This window comes from Arthrobacter sp. LAPM80 (assembly GCF_046736435.1).
Taxonomy (GTDB): domain Bacteria; phylum Actinomycetota; class Actinomycetes; order Actinomycetales; family Micrococcaceae; genus Specibacter.
Genome location: NZ_JBCHVD010000002.1, coordinates 324,369 through 347,723 on the forward strand (window position 1 = coordinate 324,369; position 23,355 = coordinate 347,723).

Sequence of the window (23,355 nt, forward strand, 5' to 3'; positions counted from 1 at the left end):
CCCCTAGTGGCCTCGGGCGTTCCTTGCGCCGCGCCCGTCCATCCCGACGCGGATGGCGCCGGCTCCTGACAGGCCGGCTCCTGACAGGCCGGCCCCTGCGGCACCGGTGCCGGCCCCACCGGGGACCGGCACCTCGAAGCCGGGAACGGCAACCGTGGCGAGCAGTTCCTGAACAACGGTGGTGGCGGTGACGCCCTGGCTGGCTGCGCTGCGCTCAACGAGCAGGCGGTGCGCCAGGACGGGTGTTGCCAGGCTGCGGATGTCATCTGGGAGCACAAAACCCCGCCCTGCCAACGCGGCAGCGGCCTTGGCTGCCCGCAATAATTGCAACAGTGCGCGCGGGCTGGCCCCGAGTCGCAGGTCTGGGCTCGACCGGGTCGCCTGGCCCAGCGCGACAGTGTACGCACGGACGGCGGGCGAGACGTGGACGGCAGAGACGGTCCTGATCATCGCCGTGACTTGTTCCACCGTCGCAACGGCCTCCACTGCGTCAAGCGGATTCACCGATTGGTGGCTTTCAAGCATGGCCATCTCGGCCGCCGCGTCAGGGTAACCGAGCGAAATCCGCGCCATGAAACGGTCCCGCTGCGCCTCGGGCAGCGGATAGGTGCCTTCCATCTCGATGGGGTTCTGGGTGGCGACAACCATGAACGGCTCACCGAGGCCATAGGTTGTGCCGTCCACACTGACCTGGTGCTCGGCCATGGCCTCAAGCAGCGCCGACTGGGTCTTTGCGGAGGCCCGGTTGATCTCATCGCCAATGACAATGTTGGCAAAGATGGCCCCGGCGCGGAATTCGAATGACTGCGATGACTGGTTGAAGATTGATACACCGGTGATGTCGCTGGGCAACAGGTCCGGAGTGAACTGGATCCTGTTGACAGAGCAGTCGACAGCGCGTGCCAGGACCTTTGCCAGAAGGGTCTTGCCCACGCCGGGAACGTCCTCAAGGAGCAGGTGGCCGCCGGCGAGCAGCACTGTCAGGGCGAGCCGCACGGAGTCCTTCTTGCCGTCAATGACGGTGTTCATGACCGCCATGATTTCCTCGCTCAGCAAGGCAAAGCCCTCTGTGTCCATGGCTGGAATCCCATCCTGTGCGAACCCTTTGGCGGCTGGCAACGTCTCCTGAAGGTGCATGCCCCACCTTTCGCGTCGGTGCCCGGCACGATCCACCGGCTGTTGTGACCTACGCTACTATCCCTGCGCCCGAATGGCGCCACTAAACCGGTAAAATGGGCAACCATGTGCACTGACGACGTTCCCCGCCCCTACCGTCCAGAAACGCCCAAGCACGACGGCGGGAAGCACAAGGGTGCCTTCGCCCCCGCCCCGGCGGCGCTCGCCGTCCCGGTATATGACAACCACACGCATTTTGACTTCGGTGATTCACCCGTTGAGCTCAAGGCAGCCCTGGATGCGGCCCAGGCAGTGGGAATTGCAGGGGCCGTGCAGGTGGGCTGCGATCTTCCCTCCTCACGCTTTACCGTTGCCGCCGTCGAAGCGGATCCGCGTGTCCTTGGCGCGGTGGCCATCCACCCCAACGATGCCCCCGAACTCGCTGCCGCCGGCGGGCTCGATGATGCGCTGGCAGAAATTGATGCCATGGCCGCCCACCCCCGCATCCGGGCCATTGGGGAGACAGGCCTTGACTACTTCAGGACGGGTGAGGACGGCCTCGCGGCCCAACACCATTCCTTCAGGGAGCACCTTGAGATCGCCAAACGCCGGGAGCTTGCCCTGCAGGTCCACTGCCGCGACGCCCACGAGGATGTGCTGGCCACGCTGCGCGAGGTGGGCGCCCCGTCGCGCCTGGTCTTTCACTGCTTCTCGGGGGATGCCGAACTGGCCCGGATCTGCAACGATAACGGCTGGTACATGTCATTTTCGGGCACCGTCACGTTTAAGAATGCAGATAATTTGCGCCAGGCCCTTGCCGTCGCCGACCCCGCACTCATCCTTGCCGAAACCGACGCGCCATTTTTGACCCCGCACCCGTTCCGGGGGCGGTCAAATGCCAGCTACATGCTGCCGTACACGGTGCAAGGCATGGCGCAAATGCGCGGCACTGAGCTGGATGAGTTCTGTGCTCTGCTGAGCAGAAATACCGAATCCGTGTACGGTTCCTGGGCCGACTGATCCTGTAGGAATAATCACTTTTCCGTTATGAACCCTTGTCCATCAGGTCACGATTGGGTTACGCTGAGGGACTATTAGCCGTGGTCGGGGAAGGCCAACGGATGACATGCCGGTAATTCCACCGTTCAAAAGGGGTTTTCGGCAACCGTTCGCAAGAACAATTTTCGTACGTTTTTGCCCACAGGATTTCTGCGGTCAAAAACGGATTGGACGTTGCTCTTTTCTTCTCCGTGCCCGGGTGCTCTAGTAGTTACGGGATCTCGTGTCTTCAATATTCACCGTCAATGGCAAATTGAGCTATATGAAACTTGCCTGCCAGGCCGCCGTCCTTTTGGCGCTCGTCGCAGGCCTCATGGCCTTCGTCTCGGCCAACAAAACACTCACCCTGGTGGTTGATGGCCACAGCAGCTCAGTTCAGGCCTATGGCGGGTCCGTGGCAGATGTGCTCCAGCGTGCAGACCTCACCGTCAGCCCGGGAGACAAGATCACACCAGCCCTGGACTCGGATGTGAAAGACGGCGGAACCATCACCGTCAACACAGCCAAGGAAATCACCGTAAAGCTCGATGGTGCCGAGCAGACCGTCACCACCACCTCCACTAAGATCAGTGGCTTGATCAGCCAATTGGGCATCGCCGCGAATGCAAGGATTTCGGCTCCTGCCGATGCACTTCTGGCCACCTCCGGCGACATCAGCATCATCACACCCAAGCAGGTCACGATCGTGGCCGACGGGAAAAAGACCGTCAAGACCACTACCGCACAGGACGTCGCCGGCGTCTTGAACGAGACAGGCCTGAAACTGGACAAGACAGACCACGTCTCAGCACCCGGCGTGGCGACTGTCGTTGAAAACATGGTCATCAAGGTCACCCGCGTCAACACCAACGGGACCGCCAGCACCACCGAAGCCGTTCCGTTCAGCACCGATCAAAGTGTTGATGCGGGCATGTTCAAGGGCGAGACAAAGACCGTCAGTGCAGGCGTTGCCGGTTCCCTGGAGAAGAGCTTCCGCACCGTCTCCGTCGACGGGGTTGTTGTCAGCCGCACCGAAACCGGTTCAAAGGTTGTTGCCGAGCCCGTTGCCGAAAAGGTTGTCGTGGGTGGCAAGGACCGCCCCGTGGAAACCCCGGCACCGGCACCGGCCCCGGCACCCGCCCCCGCACCGGCAGCCGGCGCAAACACCGGCGCCTCAGCGCCGGCCATGTCCAACGAAGCCATGTGGGATGCCATTGCCCAGTGCGAATCAACCGGCAACTGGTCCATCAACACCGGCAACGGCTACTACGGCGGCCTGCAGTTCGACATCCCCTCATGGCTGGCCAACGGCGGCGGAGCCTATGCCCCCAACGCCAGCCTCGCCACCAAGGCACAGCAGATTGCCGTGGCAAACACGTACTACGCCAAGGCCGGACTTTCGCCGTGGGGCTGCGCCCACGCCGCCCGCTGATCCAGCCTCATGTCAGCACTGTTAATACAGTGCACATCGCACACTCCCCTGACGGGTTCACCATCGCCAGGGGAGTGTGTGCGTTAATAGCGGATACCATTGTTCCGTGACCTCACCTGTACCAAGCCCCGCAACCCAGCCCCTGCTGGGTGCCACCGAAATCCGCCGCCTCGCGGAGGAAATCGGTGTGCGTCCCACTAAGACCCTGGGGCAAAACTTTGTCATTGACGGCAACACCATCCGGCGCATCGTTGCAGCAGCCAACCTCGACCCCGGTGAAACGGTGCTGGAGGTGGGCCCCGGCCTTGGCTCACTGACCCTTGGCCTGCTCGATGCCGCCGCACGCGTGGTTGCCGTGGAGATCGACCCCGTACTGGCGGCGAAGCTGCCATCGACAGTGGCCGCGTTCCGCCCCGCCAAGGCTGGCAACCTCGACGTCGTACTGTCCGACGCCATGAGGGTCACCGAACTGCCTGCCGAGCCCACCGCGCTCGTTGCAAACCTGCCGTACAACGTTGCGGTGCCCGTGGTGTTGCACTTGCTTGAACATTTCCCGTCGCTGCAGCACGGCCTTGTCATGGTGCAGGACGAGGTGGCCGATCGGATGGTGGCCGGGCCCGGTTCCAAGACGTACGGCGTGCCGTCGGTCAAGGGCGCCTGGTACTCCCAGATGCGCAAGGCCGGTGTCATCGGCATGAATGTCTTCTGGCCTGCCCCGAAGATCTCCTCCGGACTTGTGGCCTTCACCCGGCACGAACCGCCCGTGACGCGGGCCTCAAGGGTCGAGGTCTTCGCCGTCATCGACGCCGCTTTCGCCCAGCGCCGCAAGACCCTGCGAGCCGCACTGGCTGGCTGGGCAGGCGGTGCCGCGGAGGCCGAGACCTACCTGCGCATGGCAGGCGTCGATCCGGGCGCACGCGGGGAAGTCATTGACGTGGCGGCCTACGCTCGCATTGCCGAAGCCAAACTCGGGTTCACGGCCTGAGCATGGAACCCCTGTCGAATGACCTCCTGTGGGCGGCAGCGCCGCGCCGTGTGAAGGTCCGGGCCCCGGGGAAAATCAACGCCTATTTTGAGGTCGGCCCGCTGCGCGGGGACGGCTACCACTCGGTGGCAAGCACCTATCTGGCAGTCTCCCTCTATGAGGAAGTGGCCGTCACGGCCAGGCCGGGCACACCACCCACCGACATCACGGTAAGCATCAGCCCCGACAGCACCCTGGCCCCGGAACAGCTGGCAGGCATCCCGCTTGACGCCGGCAACCTGGCCGTCAGGGCGGCGCTGCTGGTGGCCGACATTTCCGAGAACCCCACCGGCATCCACATCGAGATCACCAAGCACGTCCCGATCGCCGGCGGCATGGGCGGGGGCTCGGCGGATGCCGCAGCCACGCTCGTGGCCTGCGACTCGCTGTGGCATGCGGGGCTTTCCCGCGAGGAACTTGCCCAGCTTGGCTCGGAACTCGGTGCGGATGTGCCGTTCGCACTGTTGGGGGGAGCCGCCGTCGGACTGGGCGTGGGGGATCAGCTGACAGCTGCCCTGGCGCCAACTCCGCTGCACTGGGTCCTTGTGCCGGCAGGCTTTGGGTTGTCGACGCCTGTCGTGTACGGTGCCCTTGACGCGCTGCGGGCGGCGGAGGGCGCACAGCCTGCCGAGCCTGCGGAGGTTGCCGCCGGGGTCCTGACGGCGCTGCGGGCGGGGGATGCGCACGCGCTGGCACCCTGCCTGCACAACGACCTGCAGGCGGCGGCGGAGTCACTTGAACCGTCCCTGACACTCGTTTTGGCGCAGGGAGCCGAGCTCGGCGCACTTGCCTCGCTTGTGTCGGGATCCGGACCCACTGTGGCATTTTTGGCCGCCGATGCGGAGCATGCGAAGGAACTTGCGGCAGCCCTGGCCGAAAGGGGCCACGAGGCGTGGCCTGTCGAGGGCCCCGTGCACGGCGCGCACCTCGTGCCGTAAAGAAATTATTGTCAGTTTTCACATACGTCTTTTAGAAAGTGGTACCACGTGGCTCATTTGCTCGGCGGGGAAAATCTCAGCGTCGCCTTCGCCACCCGAACCGTCCTTGACGGCGTCAGTGTCGGCCTGGAAGAAGGGGACCGCATTGGCATTGTCGGACGCAACGGCGACGGCAAGTCCACGCTGATGCGCCTGTTGGCCGGGCGGCAAACGCCGGATTCCGGGCGCGTGACAGTGCGCGGCGGCGTTCAGGTCAGCTACCTGGACCAGACCGACGTGCTCGACGGGGACGACACCGTCGGCTTCGCGATTGTGGGGGAGGCCGCCGACCACGAATGGGCGTCCAACCCCAAGATCCGCGAGATCATGGGAGCCCTGGTCGGCGAGGTCGACTGGCACGCCAACATCCACTCGCTCTCGGGCGGGCAGAAGCGCCGCGTGGCCCTGGCCAAGCTGCTCATCGGCGATGACGATGTCATCATGCTCGATGAGCCCACCAACCACCTTGACGTCGAGGGCGTGGCCTGGCTGGCACGGCACCTGAAGGCCCGCTGGCGGGCCAACGAAGGCGCGTTCGTCGTTGTCACCCACGACCGCTGGTTCCTCGACGAGGTGTGCACGCGCACCTGGGAGGTCCACGACGGCATCATTGACCCGTTCGACGGCGGTTACGCCGCCTATGTCCTGGCGCGCGCCGAGCGTGACAGGTCCGCCTCAGTGATGGAAAGCAAGCGCGTCCAGCTGGTCAAGAAGGAACTGGCCTGGCTGCGCCGCGGCGCCCCGGCTCGCACTGCAAAGCCCAAGTTCCGCATCGAGGCAGCCAACGAGCTCATTGCCGACGTCCCGGAACCCCGCGACACCGTGGCCCTGTCAAAAATGGCCACAGCCCGCCTGGGCAAGGACGTCATCGACCTGGAAAACGTCTCCCTGAGCTTCGGCGAGGGCGAGAAGGCCAAGGAGATGTTCAACAACATCACCCTGCGCCTGGCCCCGGGCGAACGCCTCGGACTTGTCGGCGTCAACGGTGCGGGCAAGACCACCCTGCTGCGCCTGCTCAACGGTGAGGTCGCGCCGTCGTCCGGAACGGTCAAGCGCGGCTCAACCGTGAAGACCGCCGTGCTCACGCAGGAAGTGCGCGAGCTCGAGGACGTCCTGACAATGCGCGTCATCGAGGTCATCGAGCGGGAAAAACGCTCCTTCGACGTCGGCGGGAAGGACATGACGGCAGGGCAGCTAGTGGAGCAGCTCGGCTTCACGAAGGACAAGCAGTGGACCATGGTCAAGGACCTCTCAGGTGGTGAGCGCCGCCGCCTGCAGCTGCTGCGCCTGCTGGTGGGGGAGCCGAACGTGTTGATGCTCGATGAGCCCACGAACGACCTCGACACCGACACGCTAGCGGCCGTGGAGGACGTGCTCGACGGCTGGCCCGGCACGCTCGTGGTCGTCTCGCACGATCGGTACCTGCTTGAGCGCGTCACCGACCACCAGATGGCGCTGCTGGGCGACGGCAAGATCCGCGGACTGGTCAGGGGCGTGGACGAGTACCTGGAACTGCGTGAGAACGCGGGCCTGGCTCCCTCAAGCCCTGCGCCTTCCCCTTCTGCCGCCGCATCGTCGGGTCCCACCGAGGGCCAGAAGCGTGACGCCCGCAAGGTCCTGAACCGTTTGGAGCGCCAGCTGGGCAAGAACTCGGCTGCCGACGCCAAGATCCACGCGCAGATGGCGGACAGTGTTGGCGACTATGACACCCTGGCAGTCCTGCAGGCGAAGCTGAGCAAGCTCGCAACCGAGCGCGAGGGACTTGAGCTTGAGTGGCTTGAGGCCTCGGGCGTCCTGGAGTAGCTTCCGGCTGCACTGTTCTGCGTTGAACCCACGTCTGGACTTGGCGCAGAACAGTGTTGTGCGCCAAGTCCACGAGTAGGTTCAGCGCAGAACGGAACATGGCCGGACAAGTCTTTGTGTGACCTTTCACACCTCATGGTGTGGATTTCGGCCACCCGGGCCGTCTCAACTCGCGAAAGATGCCATGCCCGTGGCACACTATATTCTCGTGAGCTTCCGGCGAGAGCGGGAAGCGCATGGTCCGCCCTGGTGTAATGGCAGCACCCCAGCCTTTGGAGCTGTGGAGTATAGGTTCGAATCCTATGGGCGGAACCACTTTTGAAAAATCCGGCATGCCAGCCGAGCGGGTACCATTGAGTTGTTTCCCATTGCGTACGTTTGAAAACGGACTTTCGTCCGGGCAGGAGTGCCACTTAGTGAGCCCCCAAGACATCCCCACCGACAACCCGGCAGCAGTCATTATTCTCGCTGCAGGCGCAGGCACCCGGATGAAATCACGCACACCCAAGATCCTGCACACCATCGGTGGAATTTCCATGGTTGGTCACGCTCTTGCTGCAGCGCAGGGTTTGAACCCCGGCAAGCTTGCCGTTGTTGTCCGTCACGAGCGTGACCTTGTCGCCGCGCATGTGGGCGGACTCGACGCCGGCGTGATCCTTGTGGACCAGGACGAGATTCCCGGCACCGGCCGCGCCGTCCAGCAGGCCATGGACGCCCTTGACGCACGGGAAACCCTCAACGGCACTGTTGTTGTGACCTACGGTGATGTTCCGCTGCTGACCACCGATCTCCTGCAGGAACTCGTCGCCGTGCACAATGCCGACAACAACGCAGTCACGGTCCTGACGGCAGTCCTCGATGACGCCGCCGGCTATGGCCGCATCCTGCGCGATGCAGCCGACGGCACGGTCCTTGGCATCCGCGAGCACAAGGACGCCACCGACGCCGAGCGTGACATCCGCGAGATCAACTCCGGCATCTACGCCTTCGACGCCGCCGTGCTGCGCAGCGCACTGAAGCGTGTCACCACCGAGAACAGCCAGGGCGAGATGTACCTCACCGATGTCCTGGGCCTGGCAAGGAACGACGGCGGCAGGGTCGCCGCAGTCTCCACAACCGACCGCTGGCAGGTTGAAGGCGCCAACGACCGCGTGCAGCTTGCCGCCCTGGGCGCCGAGCACAACCGCCGCATAGTTGAAGGCTGGATGCGCGCAGGCGTCAGCATCGTCGACCCGGCCACCACATGGATCGACTCCACCGTCCAGCTTGAGGCGGACGTCACCATCTTGCCGGGCACCCAGCTGCACGGCACAACAACCGTGGCGCGCGACGCCGTCGTCGGTCCTGATTCGACGCTGACCGACGTGCAGATCGCGGCAGGTGCAGAAGTCACTCGCACCCACGGCACCGGAGCCATCATCGGCGAGGGCGCCCACGTTGGCCCGTTCACGTACCTGCGCCCCGGCACCGTGCTGGGTGCCGACGGAAAGATCGGCGCGTTCTACGAGACAAAGAACGTCACGATCGGCCGCGGCTCCAAGCTTTCCCACCTCGGCTACGCCGGAGACGCCGAAATCGGCGAGGACACCAACATTGGCTGCGGCAACATCACAGCCAACTTCGACGGAGTGAACAAGCACCGCACGAAGATCGGCTCGGGCGTCCGCACGGGTTCCAACACCGTGTTTGTTGCCCCCGTGAACGTCGGCGACGGTGCCTTCACAGGCGCGGGCGCCATCGTGCGCAGGGACGTGCCTGCCGGTGCGTTGAGCCTGACAGTTGCCCCGCAGCGCAACGCCGAGGGCTGGACAGCAGCCAACCGGCCCGGCAGCATCTCAGCAGATGCCGCCGAACAGGCCGCCGCCACGGCAGCCAACTAAAACTTCTCACTTCCACCACCACCGCGAGAAAGAAAATCATGAGCGAACTAAGTCATAACGTCGACAAAAAGCTGGTGTTGGCAACGGGCCGGGCCCACCCGGAACTGGCTGAGGAAGTGGCGCGCTGCCTCGGGACCGAGTTGCTGCCCATTTCCGCTTACGACTTCGCCAACGGTGAAATCTACGTGCGGTCCGGGGAAAGCGTGCGCGGCAAGGAAGTCTTCATCATCCAGTCTCACCCGGCACCCTTGAACAACTGGCTCATGGAGCAGCTGATCATGATTGACTCCATGAAGCGTGCCTCCGCCCGCGGCATCACCGTGGTCTCCCCGTTCTACCCGTACGCCCGGCAGGACAAGAAGGGCCGCGGCCGCGAGCCCATCTCCGCCCGCCTCGTCGCCGACCTGTACAAGACTGCCGGCGCCGACCGCATCATGAGCGTTGACCTGCACACCGCGCAGATCCAGGGCTTCTTCGACGGCCCCGTTGACCACCTGTTCGCGATCCCGCTGTTGGCCGATCACATCCGCGAGATGGTCGGGGACGACGCCGTCACCGTCGTCTCACCCGACACCGGCCGTGTACGCGTGGCTGAGCAGTGGGCCGAGCGCCTCGGTGGCGCGCCTCTGGCCTTCGTGCACAAGTCCCGCGACTTGACGGTGCCCAACCAGGCCGTTTCCAAGACTGTGGTGGGTCAGGTGGAAGGGCGCACCTGCGTGCTGATCGATGACATGATCGACACCGGCGGAACCATTGCCGGTGCCGTCCGCGTCCTGAAGGATGCCGGTGCCAAGGACGTCATTATCGCCGCAACGCACGCCGTGTTCTCCGACCCGGCCGCCGAGCGCCTTGCCAACTGTGGTGCCCGCCAGGTTGTTGTCACCAACACCCTGCCCATCCCGGAAGATAAGCGCTTCGAGACCCTGACGGTGCTCTCCATCGCCCCGTTGCTGGCCCAGGCCATCAAGGAAGTCTTCGAGGACGGCTCGGTCACGAGCCTCTTCGACGGCAACGCCTAACAACGCACGCTGGCCGGCCCGCCACAACCGTGGCGGGCCCGCGGCCGTCGTTCTGGTAGTATTGAGCAGTAAACCTTGGCGAGGGACACCCGAAAAGTGTCCGTGATCGACTGGGTCTTCTACGCTCCTTGCATTCGTGTTGTGGATTGTGTTGACCTGTTTAGTCCACGCCCACACTAAAGAATGAAGGAGCTTTTTTCATGTCTGATTTGAACCTGACCGGCGAAGCACGCAACGAATTCGGCAAGGGCGCTGCACGCCGCATCCGCCGCGCCAAGCAGATCCCCGCAGTCATCTACGGCCACGGTGTTGCCCCCTTGCACATCGTTCTGCCTGAGCGCGAAACCAGCCGCGCCATCCGCAGTGCCAACGCACTGCTGAACGTCACAGTTGACGGCGTCGTGCACCTCGCCCTGGTGAAGGATGTCCAGAAGGATCCCGTACTGCAGATCGTCGAGCACATCGACCTGTTGACCGTCCAGAAGGGCGAGAAGGTCATTGTTGACGTTCGCGTCGTACTGGTTGGCGAGCCTGCTGCAGCCGTTGTTGTCAACCAGGAAGAAATGGTTGTCAGCGTCACCGCCGATGCAACCAACGTTCCTGTCAGTGTTGAGGTCAGCATTGCCGGCCGCACAGCCGGCCAGCACATCTACGCCACCGACCTGGTCCTCCCGGCCAACACCGAGCTGGCCCTTGAAGGCGTCATGCTGATCGCCCACTTGGCTGAAGCAGCAGTTGCCCCTGAAGCAGTTGCAGAGTAGCACTCACCACTTATGAGTGAAACGTGGCTTGTAGTCGGGCTCGGGAACCCCGGGCCCGGCTACAGCCGTAACAGGCACAATATTGGCTACATGGTGGTTGAGGAACTTGCGTCCCGCATGGATGCCACCTTCAAGACCCACAAGGCCAAGGCGCTGGTGGCCACAGGCCGGATGGCCATGGGCGGGCACAAACTGATCCTGGCCAAGCCATCGGTCTTCATGAACCTCAGTGGAGGCCCGACGGCGGCACTCGCCAAGTTCTACAACCTGACGCCCGATCACGTGATTACCGTGCATGACGAGATCGACATCCCCTTTGACACCGTCAAGCTCAAGCTTGGCGGCGGTGAGGGCGGGCACAATGGTCTGCGCGATATTTCCCGGACGCTGGGCACCAAGGATTACTACCGTGTGCGTGCCGGAGTTGGACGTCCCCCCGGCCGCGCGGACGCGGCCAGCCATGTGCTGCGTGATTTCTCGACAGCAGAAAACAAGGACCTGCCTTTTCTGATCGACAATGCAGCGGACGCCGTCGAGCTGCTTGCCGCCGAAGGCCTGCTGACAGCGCAGGAGAAATTCCACGAGTTGCGTTCCTAGCCCAAAGGTTTAACGTTCCTAGCCTAAAGGTTCAATTTTCCTGACCATGCTGTTAGTATCGCAGCAAGGTGGTAAGCGGCTCTGTGGGACCGCCCGCCGCAGGAAAAATGGGGTCTCGACATGACAATTTACAATGATGTCGCTGCTCCCACATGGTTGAGGCCAGCCCGTTCGGGGACCTTTGGAGCCATGGGGGCGGCGGAACGCAAGCTGTGGTCTTCTTTCGTTAGGCAGGCCGAGATTGACGTCACGGTCAAAGCCATCAACGAGCCTGCCACCTATGGCGTCGTGGTTTTGGGGCCATGGGGGGTCGGCAAGACCTCACTGGCTCACGCTGTAGAAGAGGCATTGTCTGCCACCACTCATATTGAACGGCTGTTTGGCTCGCCCGCCGAGACCCTCATTGCCTATGGTCCGCTGTCAATGTTGATGGCGCGGCTAACGGCCACCTCCCTTGAATCTCCGACCGGCATCATTCAAGGCATCGACGAGCTCATCCGGGCCGACGCTGCCGGCAGGGATGTTCTGCTCGTGGTGGATGAGCTGCCAGGATTGGACACCATGACGGTGGGTGTCCTGATGCATCTGCTCATGGGCGGCACAGCGAAGCTGTTGGTCTTGGCGCGCGAGTTGGGCCAATTGCCGGAAGACCTTGTCTGGCTGGCTAAGGACGGAATGCTGGGTGAAGTTCGGCTCGATCGCTTTACTCGCGCCGAAGTAGGGGAACTGATCGCCAAGGCCACGGGAACTTTTGTCTCCGAGTCGGCAGTGACGGCGTTGCATAAGGCCAGTAACGGCATTCCCCTGGTGCTGCAGGCACTTTTTAGCGAGCAGGTGGCCAAGGGCAGCATCAAAAAACATCTCGGCGGCTGGGTTCTCAAGGATCCGATCAACATGGATGCCAGCAGCACACTGGCCGAGATTGTCCGTGCCAGGCTGGCTCGGGAGGAAACCTCGGTGCGCCTCGGGGTGGAGAAAATGTCGCTGCTGGGCAACGCGCCCCTTCATGTGGCCTCATCCGTCCTGGGAGAGGATGTGCTGTGGCAGCTTGAGGAGCGCGGTTATGTCCAGATCAGTGGTGACGGCCGCCATCGCGCATCCTTGACGGAGGGGTATGTAGGGGACATCGTGCGCAGCGTGCTGACGACCGAGCGCAAGGCTGAGTTGCTCGCCGAGATTGCCATGACGTTCGACAGGGAACTGGATTCACTTGACTGGCGAGAAACAATGTCTCTTGCCGCCTGGACCCTGGACGCCGGGATGGTCCTGGAACCCCGTTTCGGCCTCGCCGCGGCAATAAGCGCACTGCGGCACTTCGATCCCGTGCTTGCGTTGCGCTGCACGGCACAAATCCCAATAGATCACCCTTTGCGGGTCAAGGCGGCGCAGGCTCGCAGCACCGCCTATAGGCTATTGGCCGACTACGGATCTGCCGTGGCCGAGTTGGACACCGTCCCCGCCACCGTCATCTCTGCCCTCACCGCCGAGGAATTGGGCTCCTGGACACTTGCCCTGACAGGGGCCCTTTTGTGGGTGCCCGAGGGCAAACGGCGCATTCCGGGATTGCTGGAGGCAGCCGGGGCGCGCGTAACCGCGGCCTGGGAGGCGGACCATTCCGGAAGTGCAGGGCGGGCCCGGAGGATGGTCGACCTCGCCCGTTGTGAATTCCAGGTTTACCACGGTGAGTTCTTGGCTGTTGTGGAGGACCTGGAAGCGGCAGTCAAGGACAGCGATGTTGAGTACAGTCTTAACAGTGCCTGCCTGCTCGTCCCCACGCTGGCCGCTGTCGGGCGCGAAGTGGAATCCGCAGCACTGGGCCAGCGGATCGCTGCGGAAATAGCACAAAGGGGCTTCACACCGCTTTTCAGCGACTACTACCGCAACGGCCTGGCGAACGCCCAGATCTGGAGCGGATTGTGGGTGGAGTGTGTTCAGCGGCTGCGCCGCGAACTCGAAGGAATGCACACACTGGTCCCTTACCGGGGCGGCCTGATTGAACTGGACCTCGGCCTGGCGCACGCCTATGCGGGGCGAGGGGCAGAGGGGGTCCAGGTGCTTATGTCGGCGGCTGCGCAGCTTGAAGCCCGAAACTGCGACAACGCTCTCGGGCTGGCATATTCGGCGCTGGCATTCTGCTTTGCCCAGGTCAACAACGCCCAGGAGGCACAAAGCTACCTTGCCATGGCCAGTTCAGTTCCTGGCCCCACTTTATGGACCAACACTGCAATGTCTGAATTTTTCAAGCTCATGGCACTGCGGTGGCTCGATGATCCCCGGGCTGCCGAACAATTGCACAGCTCGGCCTTACTCGATATTGCCAAGGGTCGGTTTACCACAGCTTCGATGGCTCTTTTTGGTGGAAGTATTCACGCCACGGACAAGCAGTACGCCTTGTTGGAGGAAGTGTCGCTGCGGCGCCAGGGGCCCATGGCAACAGTGAACGTGCTGATTGCCCGCAGTTGCCGCACCCGCAGTGCTGAAAAGGCGTTGGAAGCGGCCGAAATTGCCGAGAGTTTAGGGCTCGACGCCGTCGAATCCCGTTGTGCGGTCCTCGCCTTGGACTTCGCCAGGGAAGCGGGGAAATCCATTTTGGCCCGATCAGCATCCCAGCGCCTTGAACGGCTTCACCGGAACCTTCCCAACTTGCCGCTCAAGCCTCAAAGCGCCGGAGTCAAGCTCACACCAAGGGAAGTCCAGGTAGCCAAATTGGCAAAACGAGGTCTGGGGAACCGTGCCATAGCCGACAGGATTGGCGTTTCGGTGCGCACGGTGGAAGGACACCTTTATCAGTTGTACAGCAAACTTGGCATCACCAACCGCCATGAGCTTCTTGAAGATCAGGATATTTAGGTGATGGTGGGGGAGAACCGCAGCTCATCCACAACCAGCGGTGCCACACTCCACACATCGTTTTGCCGCAAGGCGGAACTAGCGAAAATAGTCGGCCAGCTGCAAAGTGTTGACTGCAGCGCGATTTTTCTCAGTTCGGAGATGGGGTTGGGGGCCACATCCCTGCTACGTGAGCTAGCCGCCCTGGCGTCCGGGAAGGGTGCTGTTATTGCGCTGCATGGAACTCCCTCCCTGGCAACCATCCCTTTTGGCATCCTGGCCCCCTACCTGAGACGCACCTCGTCGTCCTTTGTCGAGTCACATGTCGATGCCATTAGAAAGACTTTGGCACTGTTGGAGGAGCAGCAGGGGGCCCTCGTGGCTAAGCTGGGAATGGGTGCCAGTCTCGGTCACCCGCTGATGATTATCGACGAAGCCGACTACCTGGACAGGGCAACGGCCGAAGTTGTCGTCAGCCTTACCCAGGCAGGAAAGATCAAGCTTGTCATTGCGCACCGTGCCGCAAATGAGCCTGTCAGTCCACTTCCGCGTCTCTGGGATACCGGTCTGGCCGAGAAATTCCGCCTCCAGCCCCTGTCTCGGGGCGAAGGCAACGCATTTTGTGCAGGTGCCCTAGGTGGGCAAACCACGACGAACACCAGCTGGTACTTCTGGAACACTGCCGGAGGCAACCCCCTGCTCATGAGGCTCGTCATGGAGGACGCACTGAGCCGAGGCAAGCTGCGCCAAATAGATGGTGTCTGGGTCATGGACATGGAGGCCGTGCCGGCAGGGCACCAGCTGCAAGAGGTCGTCAGGGAACAACTCCGCGGGCTTTCGGCCCCTGCACGGGAAACACTGGACCTTGTTGCATTGTCCGAACCAGTGCCGGCTGAAACCGTCAGTAGCCAGCTTGGCAGCGCTGCCATCGGCGATCTTTTCGAAAGGAACCTTCTCCAAGAAACTTCCCAAGGGTCTGGCATTTTGCGTCTCGTCAACCCCGTCTATGGTGAAGTCATCCGGGAGATGGTGCCACATTCGCGGAGCAAGCAGTTGCACAGCCGTCTCATCAGCGACCTCGAGGCTGAACCGTCAACCCCGGAGTCCCTGCTGCGCATCGTCATCTGGACGCTGGAAAGCGGCCGCCACGTTCCTGACGAGAAGTTGTTGCCGGCAGCGATTTTCGCCTGCAAACTCTACGAGTCCGGGGTTGCGTTGAGGCTTGCCGGGGAGGTTTCTGGTGCCGGGAATCTACGGAAGGCACATGCCGTCAAGGCCCGAGCAAAATTCAATATGGGCCAGTACCTGCAGGCCGCACAGCTCCTTGAGCTCGATTCCGGGCATGCCGAGAGCATTTCAGAGATGCTGTTTGGCAGCCTGCTGCGTGCAGCCACACATTCGGCACTGGGACTTTCCACGGATGTCATCCATACGGACGCCGCCAAGCTGCGTTTCGAGGGGGAACGGCTGGCACGGCTGGATCCGGGGAATGCTGCTGAGATTCTGTGGAGGGCAGGAGAGCGGGCTGATGTCATCGACCTGATGGCCCTCTCGCGAGCGGGCCGGTATGTGGCCATGGTGCCGCACATCGAGCGTGTGCTTGGCAACGCCATGGACCCAACGGACCTGGACCACCTGTGCAACAGGTCCATAGCCTTGGCGATGGATGCGGAACGCCTCAGCGCCATAGGATTTCCCCTAGCCGCTAGGGAAAGGGCGGCTGCGGCATTTGCCATCAAGCAGGCTGAAGACCACGACGTGTATTTTGTGCCTGAAATGATCATCAGCCGGGCCCAGATTGCCTCGTTGACGGCTGGGGAGTGGGATGAATCGGAACAATTGCTCCAATTCCTTGCCGTCGACGTGGGCAAGGCAACCATATCTTTTGGCGGCAGCGTAGGAGTTGCCCGCGGCATGTTGATGCTTCGGCAGGGGAACATCACGAACGCACTTGCGGTGCTGCTCGAGGGCCTCGACGCCCTGCAGCACAGCGACCCGCAACAACTATTTGGATATTGTGCCGCAATGGCTGCCTATGCGGCTGCACGGACCGGCCAGGATGAAATCGCAAGGAAGTTGGTGCGCCAATACCGCGAAGACGCCAGCATGTTCATAGTCGTGGCCCACGAGCGAGCTTTCATTGCCGCCGCCCGCGAGCACCTCGACGGCGATGGCACCGGTCTGGCCGAGCTCCTGACTATAGCCGACGATGCCGCGGACCGCGGGCTCGTGACCGCTGAGCTCAATGCCCTGTCCCTTATGCTGGACTTTGACACGAACCAGGTCATACCGCGGATCCTGCCCGTTGCCCACAAGGTGGAAGGCCGCTGGGCCGCTGGGCTGGCCGTGTACGCCCAGGCACTGGGCCTAAGGACGGCGTCGGAAGTGGTGAATGCTGCTGAACAGCTCTTGGAAGCACAAATGTACCAACATGCCGGCAAGGTGCTGAGGTTCGCTTCTTCTCTGGTGGGCAAGGACCGCGAGGGCAACCTGTTCGCCAAGGTGCGCCAAGGCCTTGACCTGGTTGAGCTTGCACTGACCACGGATGGGGAATTCTTGGAGGGGTTCTCAAAAAGCCAACGGAGGACCCGGGAGATGCTGACGTCCAGGGAAATGGAAATTGGGCTGATGGCTGCACAAGGCCTCACTGACAAGGTCATTGCCGCCCAGCTTCATGTCTCAGTGCGCACCGTGGAGGGGCACCTTTACAGGGCCTATGCGAAGCTCGGGATCACCGATCGCAAAGACCTCGCCTTTGTACTTTCGGACTAGCTAAAAGTCCGCGAAAGTCCTAAATCAACCCGCCTTGCACACCTGTGCAGGGCCTATTTTGTGTGCCCTGAGGGGACCAAACCAAGTAGCAATAGGTACTTGCACAAGTACACCCTCGAGTAATTCCCGGTAAAACCACAGGGCCGCCACTGGCCATTAGGGTAGCGCCCACTCGTGTGTCCAGCGCCGTCAGGAAGTTAGCTGGAAGCATCCCACCGGACGTTAAGTGCAGGAAGGTCTCAATGTTTCATCCAACGCACGCGGTGGTGCACCTTAGCGGGGTAGTCGCGGACCGCCTCGGAGAGCACCTAAGCATAATGATCACTCGCTCCTCTGACTCAACCGCAAAAGGTCAGCCCGGTTCCACATGCCGGGCTCCCCATTCGGAGCCGGCGGCGGATAAGCCTTCTGAGACCAAGGCTTTCCCCCAGCCGTCGTCGGCTCCCCACAACTTCTCACACCTTGGTACCCAGCGCCTCGTTGGTGCAGGCCAGTCATGAGCATCCTGAGGAATCACTCCACCGCATGGTCGGCTGGGCCCCTGGTGGCACCCGGTAAGCGACAGGCACCCGGAACGCGACAGGGTTTCTGGCCGCCGCGGCCAAAGCACTCCGTCTGGGACAGCAAGCCAAGGACTCCGGCCGGCGGCACCAAACCGGTGACGGCAGCCAGCTGGTCCAGCTCCTACGCCCGAAACATCCGGCTCACCGACCTGTTTGTAACGTGCTTCGTTATTACGGTTGCCTTCATGGGGCGATTCTTCCTGGATCTTCCTGGGGATCCTGCCGCATCGCTTAATGGATACATTCCCCTAAGTCTGCTGCTCTTGGTGGTGTGGAATGCCACCCTGGAGATATTCAGTTCACGTGAACGACGTATCTTTGGTTTAGGTGCCACGGAATACAAGAGGATCATTCATTCGACGCTGAGTGCATTTGGCCTGCTCGCCATTTTTATGGTCGTCTTCAAACTTGACGTCGTCCGCGGTTTCTTTGCCATAGCGCTGCCACTAGGCATATTCCTGCTGATGCTGTCCCGCTGGCTATGGCGACGGTGGCTGGCCAGACGGCGGACCGCCGGAGGTTGCTTTTCCAACGCTGTGGTCATGGGCACCACAGAGGATGCGCAGTATGTCATCTCCCAGCTGCGGTCCAACCCGGCCACCGGGTACCGGGTTGCTGGTGTAGCACTGACGTCCCTGGCAGCTGGAACGGAATTGAACCCCCCGTGGTACCGTCTCCCGGTTTTTTCCAGCAGCGCACGGATTGAGAACGTGCTTGCCGCCACGGGCGCCGACACCGTCATCGTCGCAGGAAACCTCCCTGGCGGCCCCGCCACCATACAGCAGCTGGGCTGGGACCTCGGCGAACTCCACACCGAGCTGGTTCTGGCCTCGAGCCTGACAAATGTTGCCGGCCCCAGGGTGCACTTCCGTCCCGTGGAGGGGCTTCCGTTGATGCATGTGGAACTTCCCCAGTACTCAGGTGGCAAACACCTGTACAAGAGAGCGATGGACGTGGTCCTATCGGCCACGGGGCTACTGTTCCTTTCACCCGTTTTGCTGCTCTTGGCCCTGATTGTCCGGATGGACAGCGCAGGTCCCGCCTTGTTCCACCAGGAACGGGTTGGCCGCAATGGGGAAACGTTCAAAATGTTGAAGTTCCGGTCCATGGTGGTTGACGCAGAAAAGCTTCTTGACGGCCTTGCCGGCAAGAACGAAGGCGCAGGGCCGTTGTTCAAGATGGCCCGGGACCCCCGGATCACCGGGTGCGGGCGGTGGATGCGCAAGTACTCCCTTGACGAGCTTCCCCAGCTGTGGAATGTCCTTATCGGGGACATGAGCCTTGTTGGCCCCCGGCCCCCGCTTGCCAAGGAAGTGGCCGAATACCAGGCCCCCGCAGGGCGCCGCCTGCTGATTAAGCCAGGCATTACCGGACTGTGGCAGGTCAGTGGACGGTCGATACTCCCGTGGGAAGAGTCGGTCCGGCTTGACCTCTACTACGTAGAGAATTGGTCCCTGACCGGCGATTTCATCATTCTGTGGCGTACTGCCAAGGCCGTCTATTCCCCGGAGGGGGCCAGCTAGCCCACCTTTTGCAATGAGGCACAACTTCACATAGAAATGGAATGAATCATGGTCTCAAATTCAGATCCCCTCCATCAGGAATCGTCGGTTGACCCTGGCGCCCTGTTGAAGGTTGCAGTCATAGGTGCGGGCTATTGGGGCCCCAACCTAGCCCGAAATTTCAAGGCAAGCCAGGCCTGGGAGTTGTCCGCCATTGTGGACCAAGACCGAGGTCGGGCACTGAAGGTTGCCGGCCCCTTGGGGGACGTCCCCGTCTTTGAATCGTTGGATGCCCTGTTGTCCTCCATCGAGGTTGACGCAGTAGCCATAGCAACCCCGGCGCGTACTCACCACTTGATCGCTCTGGCGGCACTTGAGGCTGGCAAACACGTCCTGGTGGAAAAGCCTTTGGCTGGTAGTCGTGAGCTGGGGATGGCGATGGTCGACGCCGCGGCAGAGCGTGGCCTGGTCCTGATGGCGGACCACACTTACTGCTACACGCCCGCTGTAATGAAGATCCGGGAACTAATTGAGCAAGGCGAACTCGGAGACATCCTGTTCATCGACTCCGTGAGGATCAATCTGGGCCTGGTCCAGCCGGACGTTGACGTCTTTTGGGACCTTGCACCCCACGACCTTTCAATCATTGACTTCATTATGCCGGGCGGGCTGCGGCCCGATTCCGTCGCCGCCCACGGGGCCGATCCACTGGGCACGGGTAAAGCGTGCGTGGGCCACCTGACGTTTGCGCTGCCAAACAACGCCATGGCACACATCAACGTCAATTGGCTCAGTCCCACAAAAATCCGGCAGATGATCATTGGCGGGACGAAGCGCACCCTGGTGTGGGACGACCTTGTCCCACAGCAGCGAATCAGCGTCTACGACAGGGGCATCAATTTTGAGAAGGCGTCCACCTCGGCCGCCCAGCGCCAGGCCCAAGCCATTTCCTACCGCATGGGCGACACCTGGTCCCCGGCACTTCCGGAAAAGGAACCACTGGGACTGATGGTTGCAGAATTCGCAGCCAGCATCCGGGAAGGTAGGTCAGCGCGCACCAGCGGACTGGCAGGGATGCGGGTCCTGAATGTCCTGGAGGCAGCCAGCCGAAGCCTGGAACAAGGCGGGGAGAGAAGTTTCGTGGCAAGTATCGACGTTCAACTGGAGGGAACACGATGAGCACGCTACAGGGTGCAAATATTCTGGTGACGGGTGGGGCCGGCACCATCGGGTCCACGATTGTCGATCAGCTTTTGAGGGCAGGTGCCGGGCACATTGACGTGCTTGACAACTTGGTGCGCGGACGCAGTTCGAACCTTGCTGATGCGCTGGCCACGGGCAAGGTCGACCTCCACGAGACTGACCTGCGCAACCGCGACGCCGTCCACGACCTGACACGGGGCAAGGACATTGTTTTCCACCAGGCGGCCATCCGCATCACCCAATGTGCCGAGGAACCCCGGCTGGCGCTGGAAGTGCTCGTCGACGGCACCTTCAACGTGATCGAGGCAGCCGCGGAACACAAGGTTGGGAAGCTTGTGGCGGCTTCCAGTGCCTCCGTCTACGGGATGGCGGAAGACTTCCCCACGACCGAACGCCATCATCATCACAATAACGACACGTTCTACGGTGCGGCCAAGTCCTTCAACGAAGGCATGGTCAGAAGTTTCAGGGCCATGTCAGGTTTGAACTACGTGCTCCTGAGATACTTCAACGTCTACGGCCCCCGAATGGACGTCCATGGCCTGTACACGGAGGTGTTGGTGCGCTGGATGGAACGGATTGCCGACGGCCTGCCCCCGTTGATTTTCGGCGACGGTCTCCAGACCATGGATTTCGCCTACACGGTGGACATCGCACGCTCCAACATTTTGGCCGCGGCAAGCGGCATCAACGAGGGCGTCTACAACATTGCCAGCGGGCAGGAGACGTCGCTGTTGGAACTTGCCCAGGCGCTTCTGCGGGCCATGGATTCAACCCTCGAGGTCGAACACGGACCGGAGCGTGCCGTCAACGGCGTTGTGCGGCGGCTTGCAGATGTTTCCGCAGCCCGGCAAGACCTTGGTTTTACCGCTGGCGTGCAGTTGGAAGACGGGCTGCGCGAACTGGTTGCGTGGTGGCGGCCGTTGCGTGAGGAAATCGCTGCCGGCCGCACCGTGGGCGCGGGCATCCGATGACGGCCTCACCTGCACAAGACATGGCCGGGCTGGAAATGGCGGCCCGGCCCCGCATCAATGTTATGAAGCCCTGGCTTGGCGCCGAGGAGGCCGAGGCTGTTGCGGCAGTCATCGCCTCCGGCTGGGTTGCCCAGGGGCCCAAAGTTGCACAGTTTGAAGCAGAATTCGCTGCGGCGCAAAACGCGGGATTTGCCGTTGCCACCTCCAACTGCACGACGGCGCTTCATCTGGCCCTGGTGGTGGCCGGGATCAAGGCCGGGGACGACGTCGTCGTTCCGTCGTTCTCCTTCATCGCCACAGCCAACGCCCCCACGTACGTGGGGGCCAGACCGGTCTTCGCGGACGTCGAACTGCAGACGGGCAACGTCACAGCCGGCACCATTGCGGCTGCGCTGACGCCCAGGACCCGGGCAGTGATCGTTGTTGACCAGGGCGGCATGCCTGTCGACTTGGCGCCGATCCGGGAGTTGTGCGACCCCTTGGGGATTGCTGTGATTGAGGATGCTGCGTGCGGTGCCGGATCCACTTATCGGTCTCTGCCCGTGGGCGCAGGCGCCGAAATCACCGCATGGTCGTTCCACCCGCGCAAAATTCTGACCACGGGGGAGGGCGGCATGCTCACCACCTCCCGCGGCGATTGGGCGCAACGGGCGGCCAAGCTGCGCGAGCACGCCATGAGCGCCTCGGCCGCCAGTAGGCATTCGGCCGTGTTGGCACCGCCGGAGGAATACACGGAAATTGGCTACAACTTCCGTATGACCGACATGCAGGCAGCCGTAGGTATTGTTCAGTTGGGGCGGCTGGCAGAGGCAGTTGCCCAGAGACGCCGGATCGTGGCACGCTATGCTGCAGCGCTGGACGGCACTCCCGGGCTGCGGCTGTCCCATGACCCGGTCTATGGGACGAGCAACTTCCAATCATTTTGGTTGGAGGTGCTGCCCGAATTCGGAACCACCCGCGAAGGGCTTCTGGAACATTTGGCGGCGAGAGGTATTTCCGCCCGCCGCGGCATCATGGCCTCCCACCGCCAACCTGCCTACACAGGGTGGGACACCGGTGTAGCGGACCTTTCCGTGACGGACAGGCTCACCGACAACACGCTCATACTTCCGGTATTCCACCAGCTCACCGGCTCTGAACAGGAGCGCGTCATCGGCGCCGTCATGACTGCAGGGAAGAACTGATCATGCCGGCACTCATACTCGTAGCAGCCAGCGGGCTGGCCCGTGAAGTCATCGTGTCAACGCGTTCTACAGGAACACACGTCGTTGTCGGTTTCCTCGATGACGACCCGGCGCTCAGAGGCACCATCATCAGCGGCGTCCCGGTGCTGGGGCCCATAGCCGACGCAGTGAGGTACCCGGGCGCGCAGTTTGTCCTGTGCGCCGGCAAAGGTTCGGTCCGGGAGCGCATTGCCCTGCAACTGGAAGATCTCGGAGTGCATGACTCTAGCTATGCCACAGTCATTGACCCGACAGCGGTGGTCCCGCCCGGCTCGGCGGTGGGTGAGGGCAGCATCCTGCTGGCCCATGTGGTGCTGACGGCGGACGTTCGCGTGGGTCGGCACGTTGTGGCCATGCCGCATGTGACCCTGACGCACGACGACGTCCTGGCGGACTTTGCAACACTGGCCGCCGGAGTGTCTCTCGGTGGCGGAGTGCGGATCGGCCGGGGCGCCTATCTGGGCATGAACGCCAGCGTGCGCGAACGGTGCACGATTGGCGCCGGCACCACCGTGGGTATGGGGGCCGCCGTCGTCCATAACGTGCCCGACGGCGAAACCTGGGTTGGGGTGCCGGCCCGGAGCTTGGAGCGGCATGAGGAAATTGACGTTGCAAACCTTGAAGTGGGGAGGATGGTCTGAG

The 23,355-nt window shown here is 62.4% G+C and carries 17 protein-coding genes and 1 tRNA gene; 17 read left to right on the forward strand and 1 reads right to left on the reverse strand.

What is annotated here, in order from left to right:
- Window positions 1-3: 3 nt before the first annotated feature.
- On the reverse strand, window positions 4-1,137 hold the full coding sequence (locus AAGW05_RS03835; RefSeq protein ID WP_411803137.1) for an AAA family ATPase: 1,134 nt from the start codon (window positions 1,135-1,137) through the stop codon (window positions 4-6).
- Between the two features lie 105 nt (window positions 1,138-1,242).
- On the opposite strand from AAGW05_RS03835, the gene AAGW05_RS03840 reads away from it, so the two are divergent.
- From AAGW05_RS03840 to AAGW05_RS03920, 17 genes are all read left to right on the forward strand, one after another.
- The gene (locus AAGW05_RS03840; RefSeq protein WP_411803138.1) at window positions 1,243-2,136 is read left to right on the forward strand and encodes a TatD family hydrolase; all 894 of its coding nucleotides are present in this window, start codon (window positions 1,243-1,245) and stop codon (window positions 2,134-2,136) included.
- 301 nt (window positions 2,137-2,437) lie between these two features.
- Window positions 2,438-3,586, forward strand: a complete 1,149-nt coding sequence (locus AAGW05_RS03845; RefSeq protein ID WP_411803202.1) for a transglycosylase family protein — start codon at window positions 2,438-2,440, stop codon at window positions 3,584-3,586.
- Between the two features lie 106 nt (window positions 3,587-3,692).
- The gene (rsmA, locus tag AAGW05_RS03850; protein WP_411803139.1) at window positions 3,693-4,571 is read left to right on the forward strand and encodes a 16S rRNA (adenine(1518)-N(6)/adenine(1519)-N(6))-dimethyltransferase RsmA; all 879 of its coding nucleotides are present in this window, start codon (window positions 3,693-3,695) and stop codon (window positions 4,569-4,571) included.
- Window positions 4,572-4,573: 2 nt separating this feature from the next.
- On the forward strand, window positions 4,574-5,548 hold the full coding sequence (locus AAGW05_RS03855) for a 4-(cytidine 5'-diphospho)-2-C-methyl-D-erythritol kinase (protein ID WP_411803140.1): 975 nt from the start codon (window positions 4,574-4,576) through the stop codon (window positions 5,546-5,548).
- Window positions 5,549-5,596: 48 nt separating this feature from the next.
- Complete coding sequence (locus AAGW05_RS03860) at window positions 5,597-7,390, forward strand: ABC-F family ATP-binding cassette domain-containing protein (RefSeq protein ID WP_411803141.1); 1,794 nt, start codon at window positions 5,597-5,599, stop codon at window positions 7,388-7,390.
- A 240-nt stretch (window positions 7,391-7,630) separates the two neighbouring features.
- Window positions 7,631-7,705 (forward strand) — tRNA-Gln (locus AAGW05_RS03865).
- A 101-nt stretch (window positions 7,706-7,806) separates the two neighbouring features.
- Window positions 7,807-9,270: a bifunctional UDP-N-acetylglucosamine diphosphorylase/glucosamine-1-phosphate N-acetyltransferase GlmU gene (gene glmU, locus AAGW05_RS03870; RefSeq protein WP_411803142.1), complete on the forward strand. Its 1,464-nt coding sequence runs from the start codon at window positions 7,807-7,809 to the stop codon at window positions 9,268-9,270.
- A gap of 38 nt (window positions 9,271-9,308) precedes the next feature.
- On the forward strand, window positions 9,309-10,289 hold the full coding sequence (locus AAGW05_RS03875) for a ribose-phosphate diphosphokinase (RefSeq protein WP_411803143.1): 981 nt from the start codon (window positions 9,309-9,311) through the stop codon (window positions 10,287-10,289).
- 200 nt (window positions 10,290-10,489) lie between these two features.
- Complete coding sequence (locus tag AAGW05_RS03880) at window positions 10,490-11,050, forward strand: 50S ribosomal protein L25/general stress protein Ctc (RefSeq protein ID WP_411803144.1); 561 nt, start codon at window positions 10,490-10,492, stop codon at window positions 11,048-11,050.
- 12 nt (window positions 11,051-11,062) lie between these two features.
- Window positions 11,063-11,647, forward strand: a complete 585-nt coding sequence (gene pth / locus AAGW05_RS03885; RefSeq protein ID WP_411803145.1) for an aminoacyl-tRNA hydrolase — start codon at window positions 11,063-11,065, stop codon at window positions 11,645-11,647.
- 120 nt (window positions 11,648-11,767) lie between these two features.
- Complete coding sequence (locus tag AAGW05_RS03890; protein WP_411803146.1) at window positions 11,768-14,497, forward strand: LuxR C-terminal-related transcriptional regulator; 2,730 nt, start codon at window positions 11,768-11,770, stop codon at window positions 14,495-14,497.
- 147 nt (window positions 14,498-14,644) lie between these two features.
- Window positions 14,645-17,248: a response regulator transcription factor gene (locus AAGW05_RS03895; RefSeq protein WP_411803147.1), complete on the forward strand. Its 2,604-nt coding sequence runs from the start codon at window positions 14,645-14,647 to the stop codon at window positions 17,246-17,248.
- 496 nt (window positions 17,249-17,744) lie between these two features.
- Window positions 17,745-19,334: a sugar transferase gene (locus tag AAGW05_RS03900; protein WP_411803148.1), complete on the forward strand. Its 1,590-nt coding sequence runs from the start codon at window positions 17,745-17,747 to the stop codon at window positions 19,332-19,334.
- 48 nt (window positions 19,335-19,382) lie between these two features.
- The gene (locus tag AAGW05_RS03905) at window positions 19,383-20,492 is read left to right on the forward strand and encodes a Gfo/Idh/MocA family protein (RefSeq protein WP_411803149.1); all 1,110 of its coding nucleotides are present in this window, start codon (window positions 19,383-19,385) and stop codon (window positions 20,490-20,492) included.
- Complete coding sequence (locus AAGW05_RS03910) at window positions 20,489-21,490, forward strand: NAD-dependent epimerase/dehydratase family protein (RefSeq protein ID WP_411803150.1); 1,002 nt, start codon at window positions 20,489-20,491, stop codon at window positions 21,488-21,490. The genes AAGW05_RS03905 and AAGW05_RS03910 overlap by 4 nt, the downstream gene beginning before the upstream one ends.
- Window positions 21,487-22,674, forward strand: coding sequence for a DegT/DnrJ/EryC1/StrS family aminotransferase (locus tag AAGW05_RS03915; RefSeq protein ID WP_411803151.1), 1,188 nt, complete (start codon window positions 21,487-21,489; stop codon window positions 22,672-22,674). The genes AAGW05_RS03910 and AAGW05_RS03915 overlap by 4 nt, the downstream gene beginning before the upstream one ends.
- Before the next feature lie 2 nt (window positions 22,675-22,676).
- Window positions 22,677-23,354: an acetyltransferase gene (locus AAGW05_RS03920; protein ID WP_411803152.1), complete on the forward strand. Its 678-nt coding sequence runs from the start codon at window positions 22,677-22,679 to the stop codon at window positions 23,352-23,354.
- Window position 23,355 lies beyond the last annotated feature (1 nt).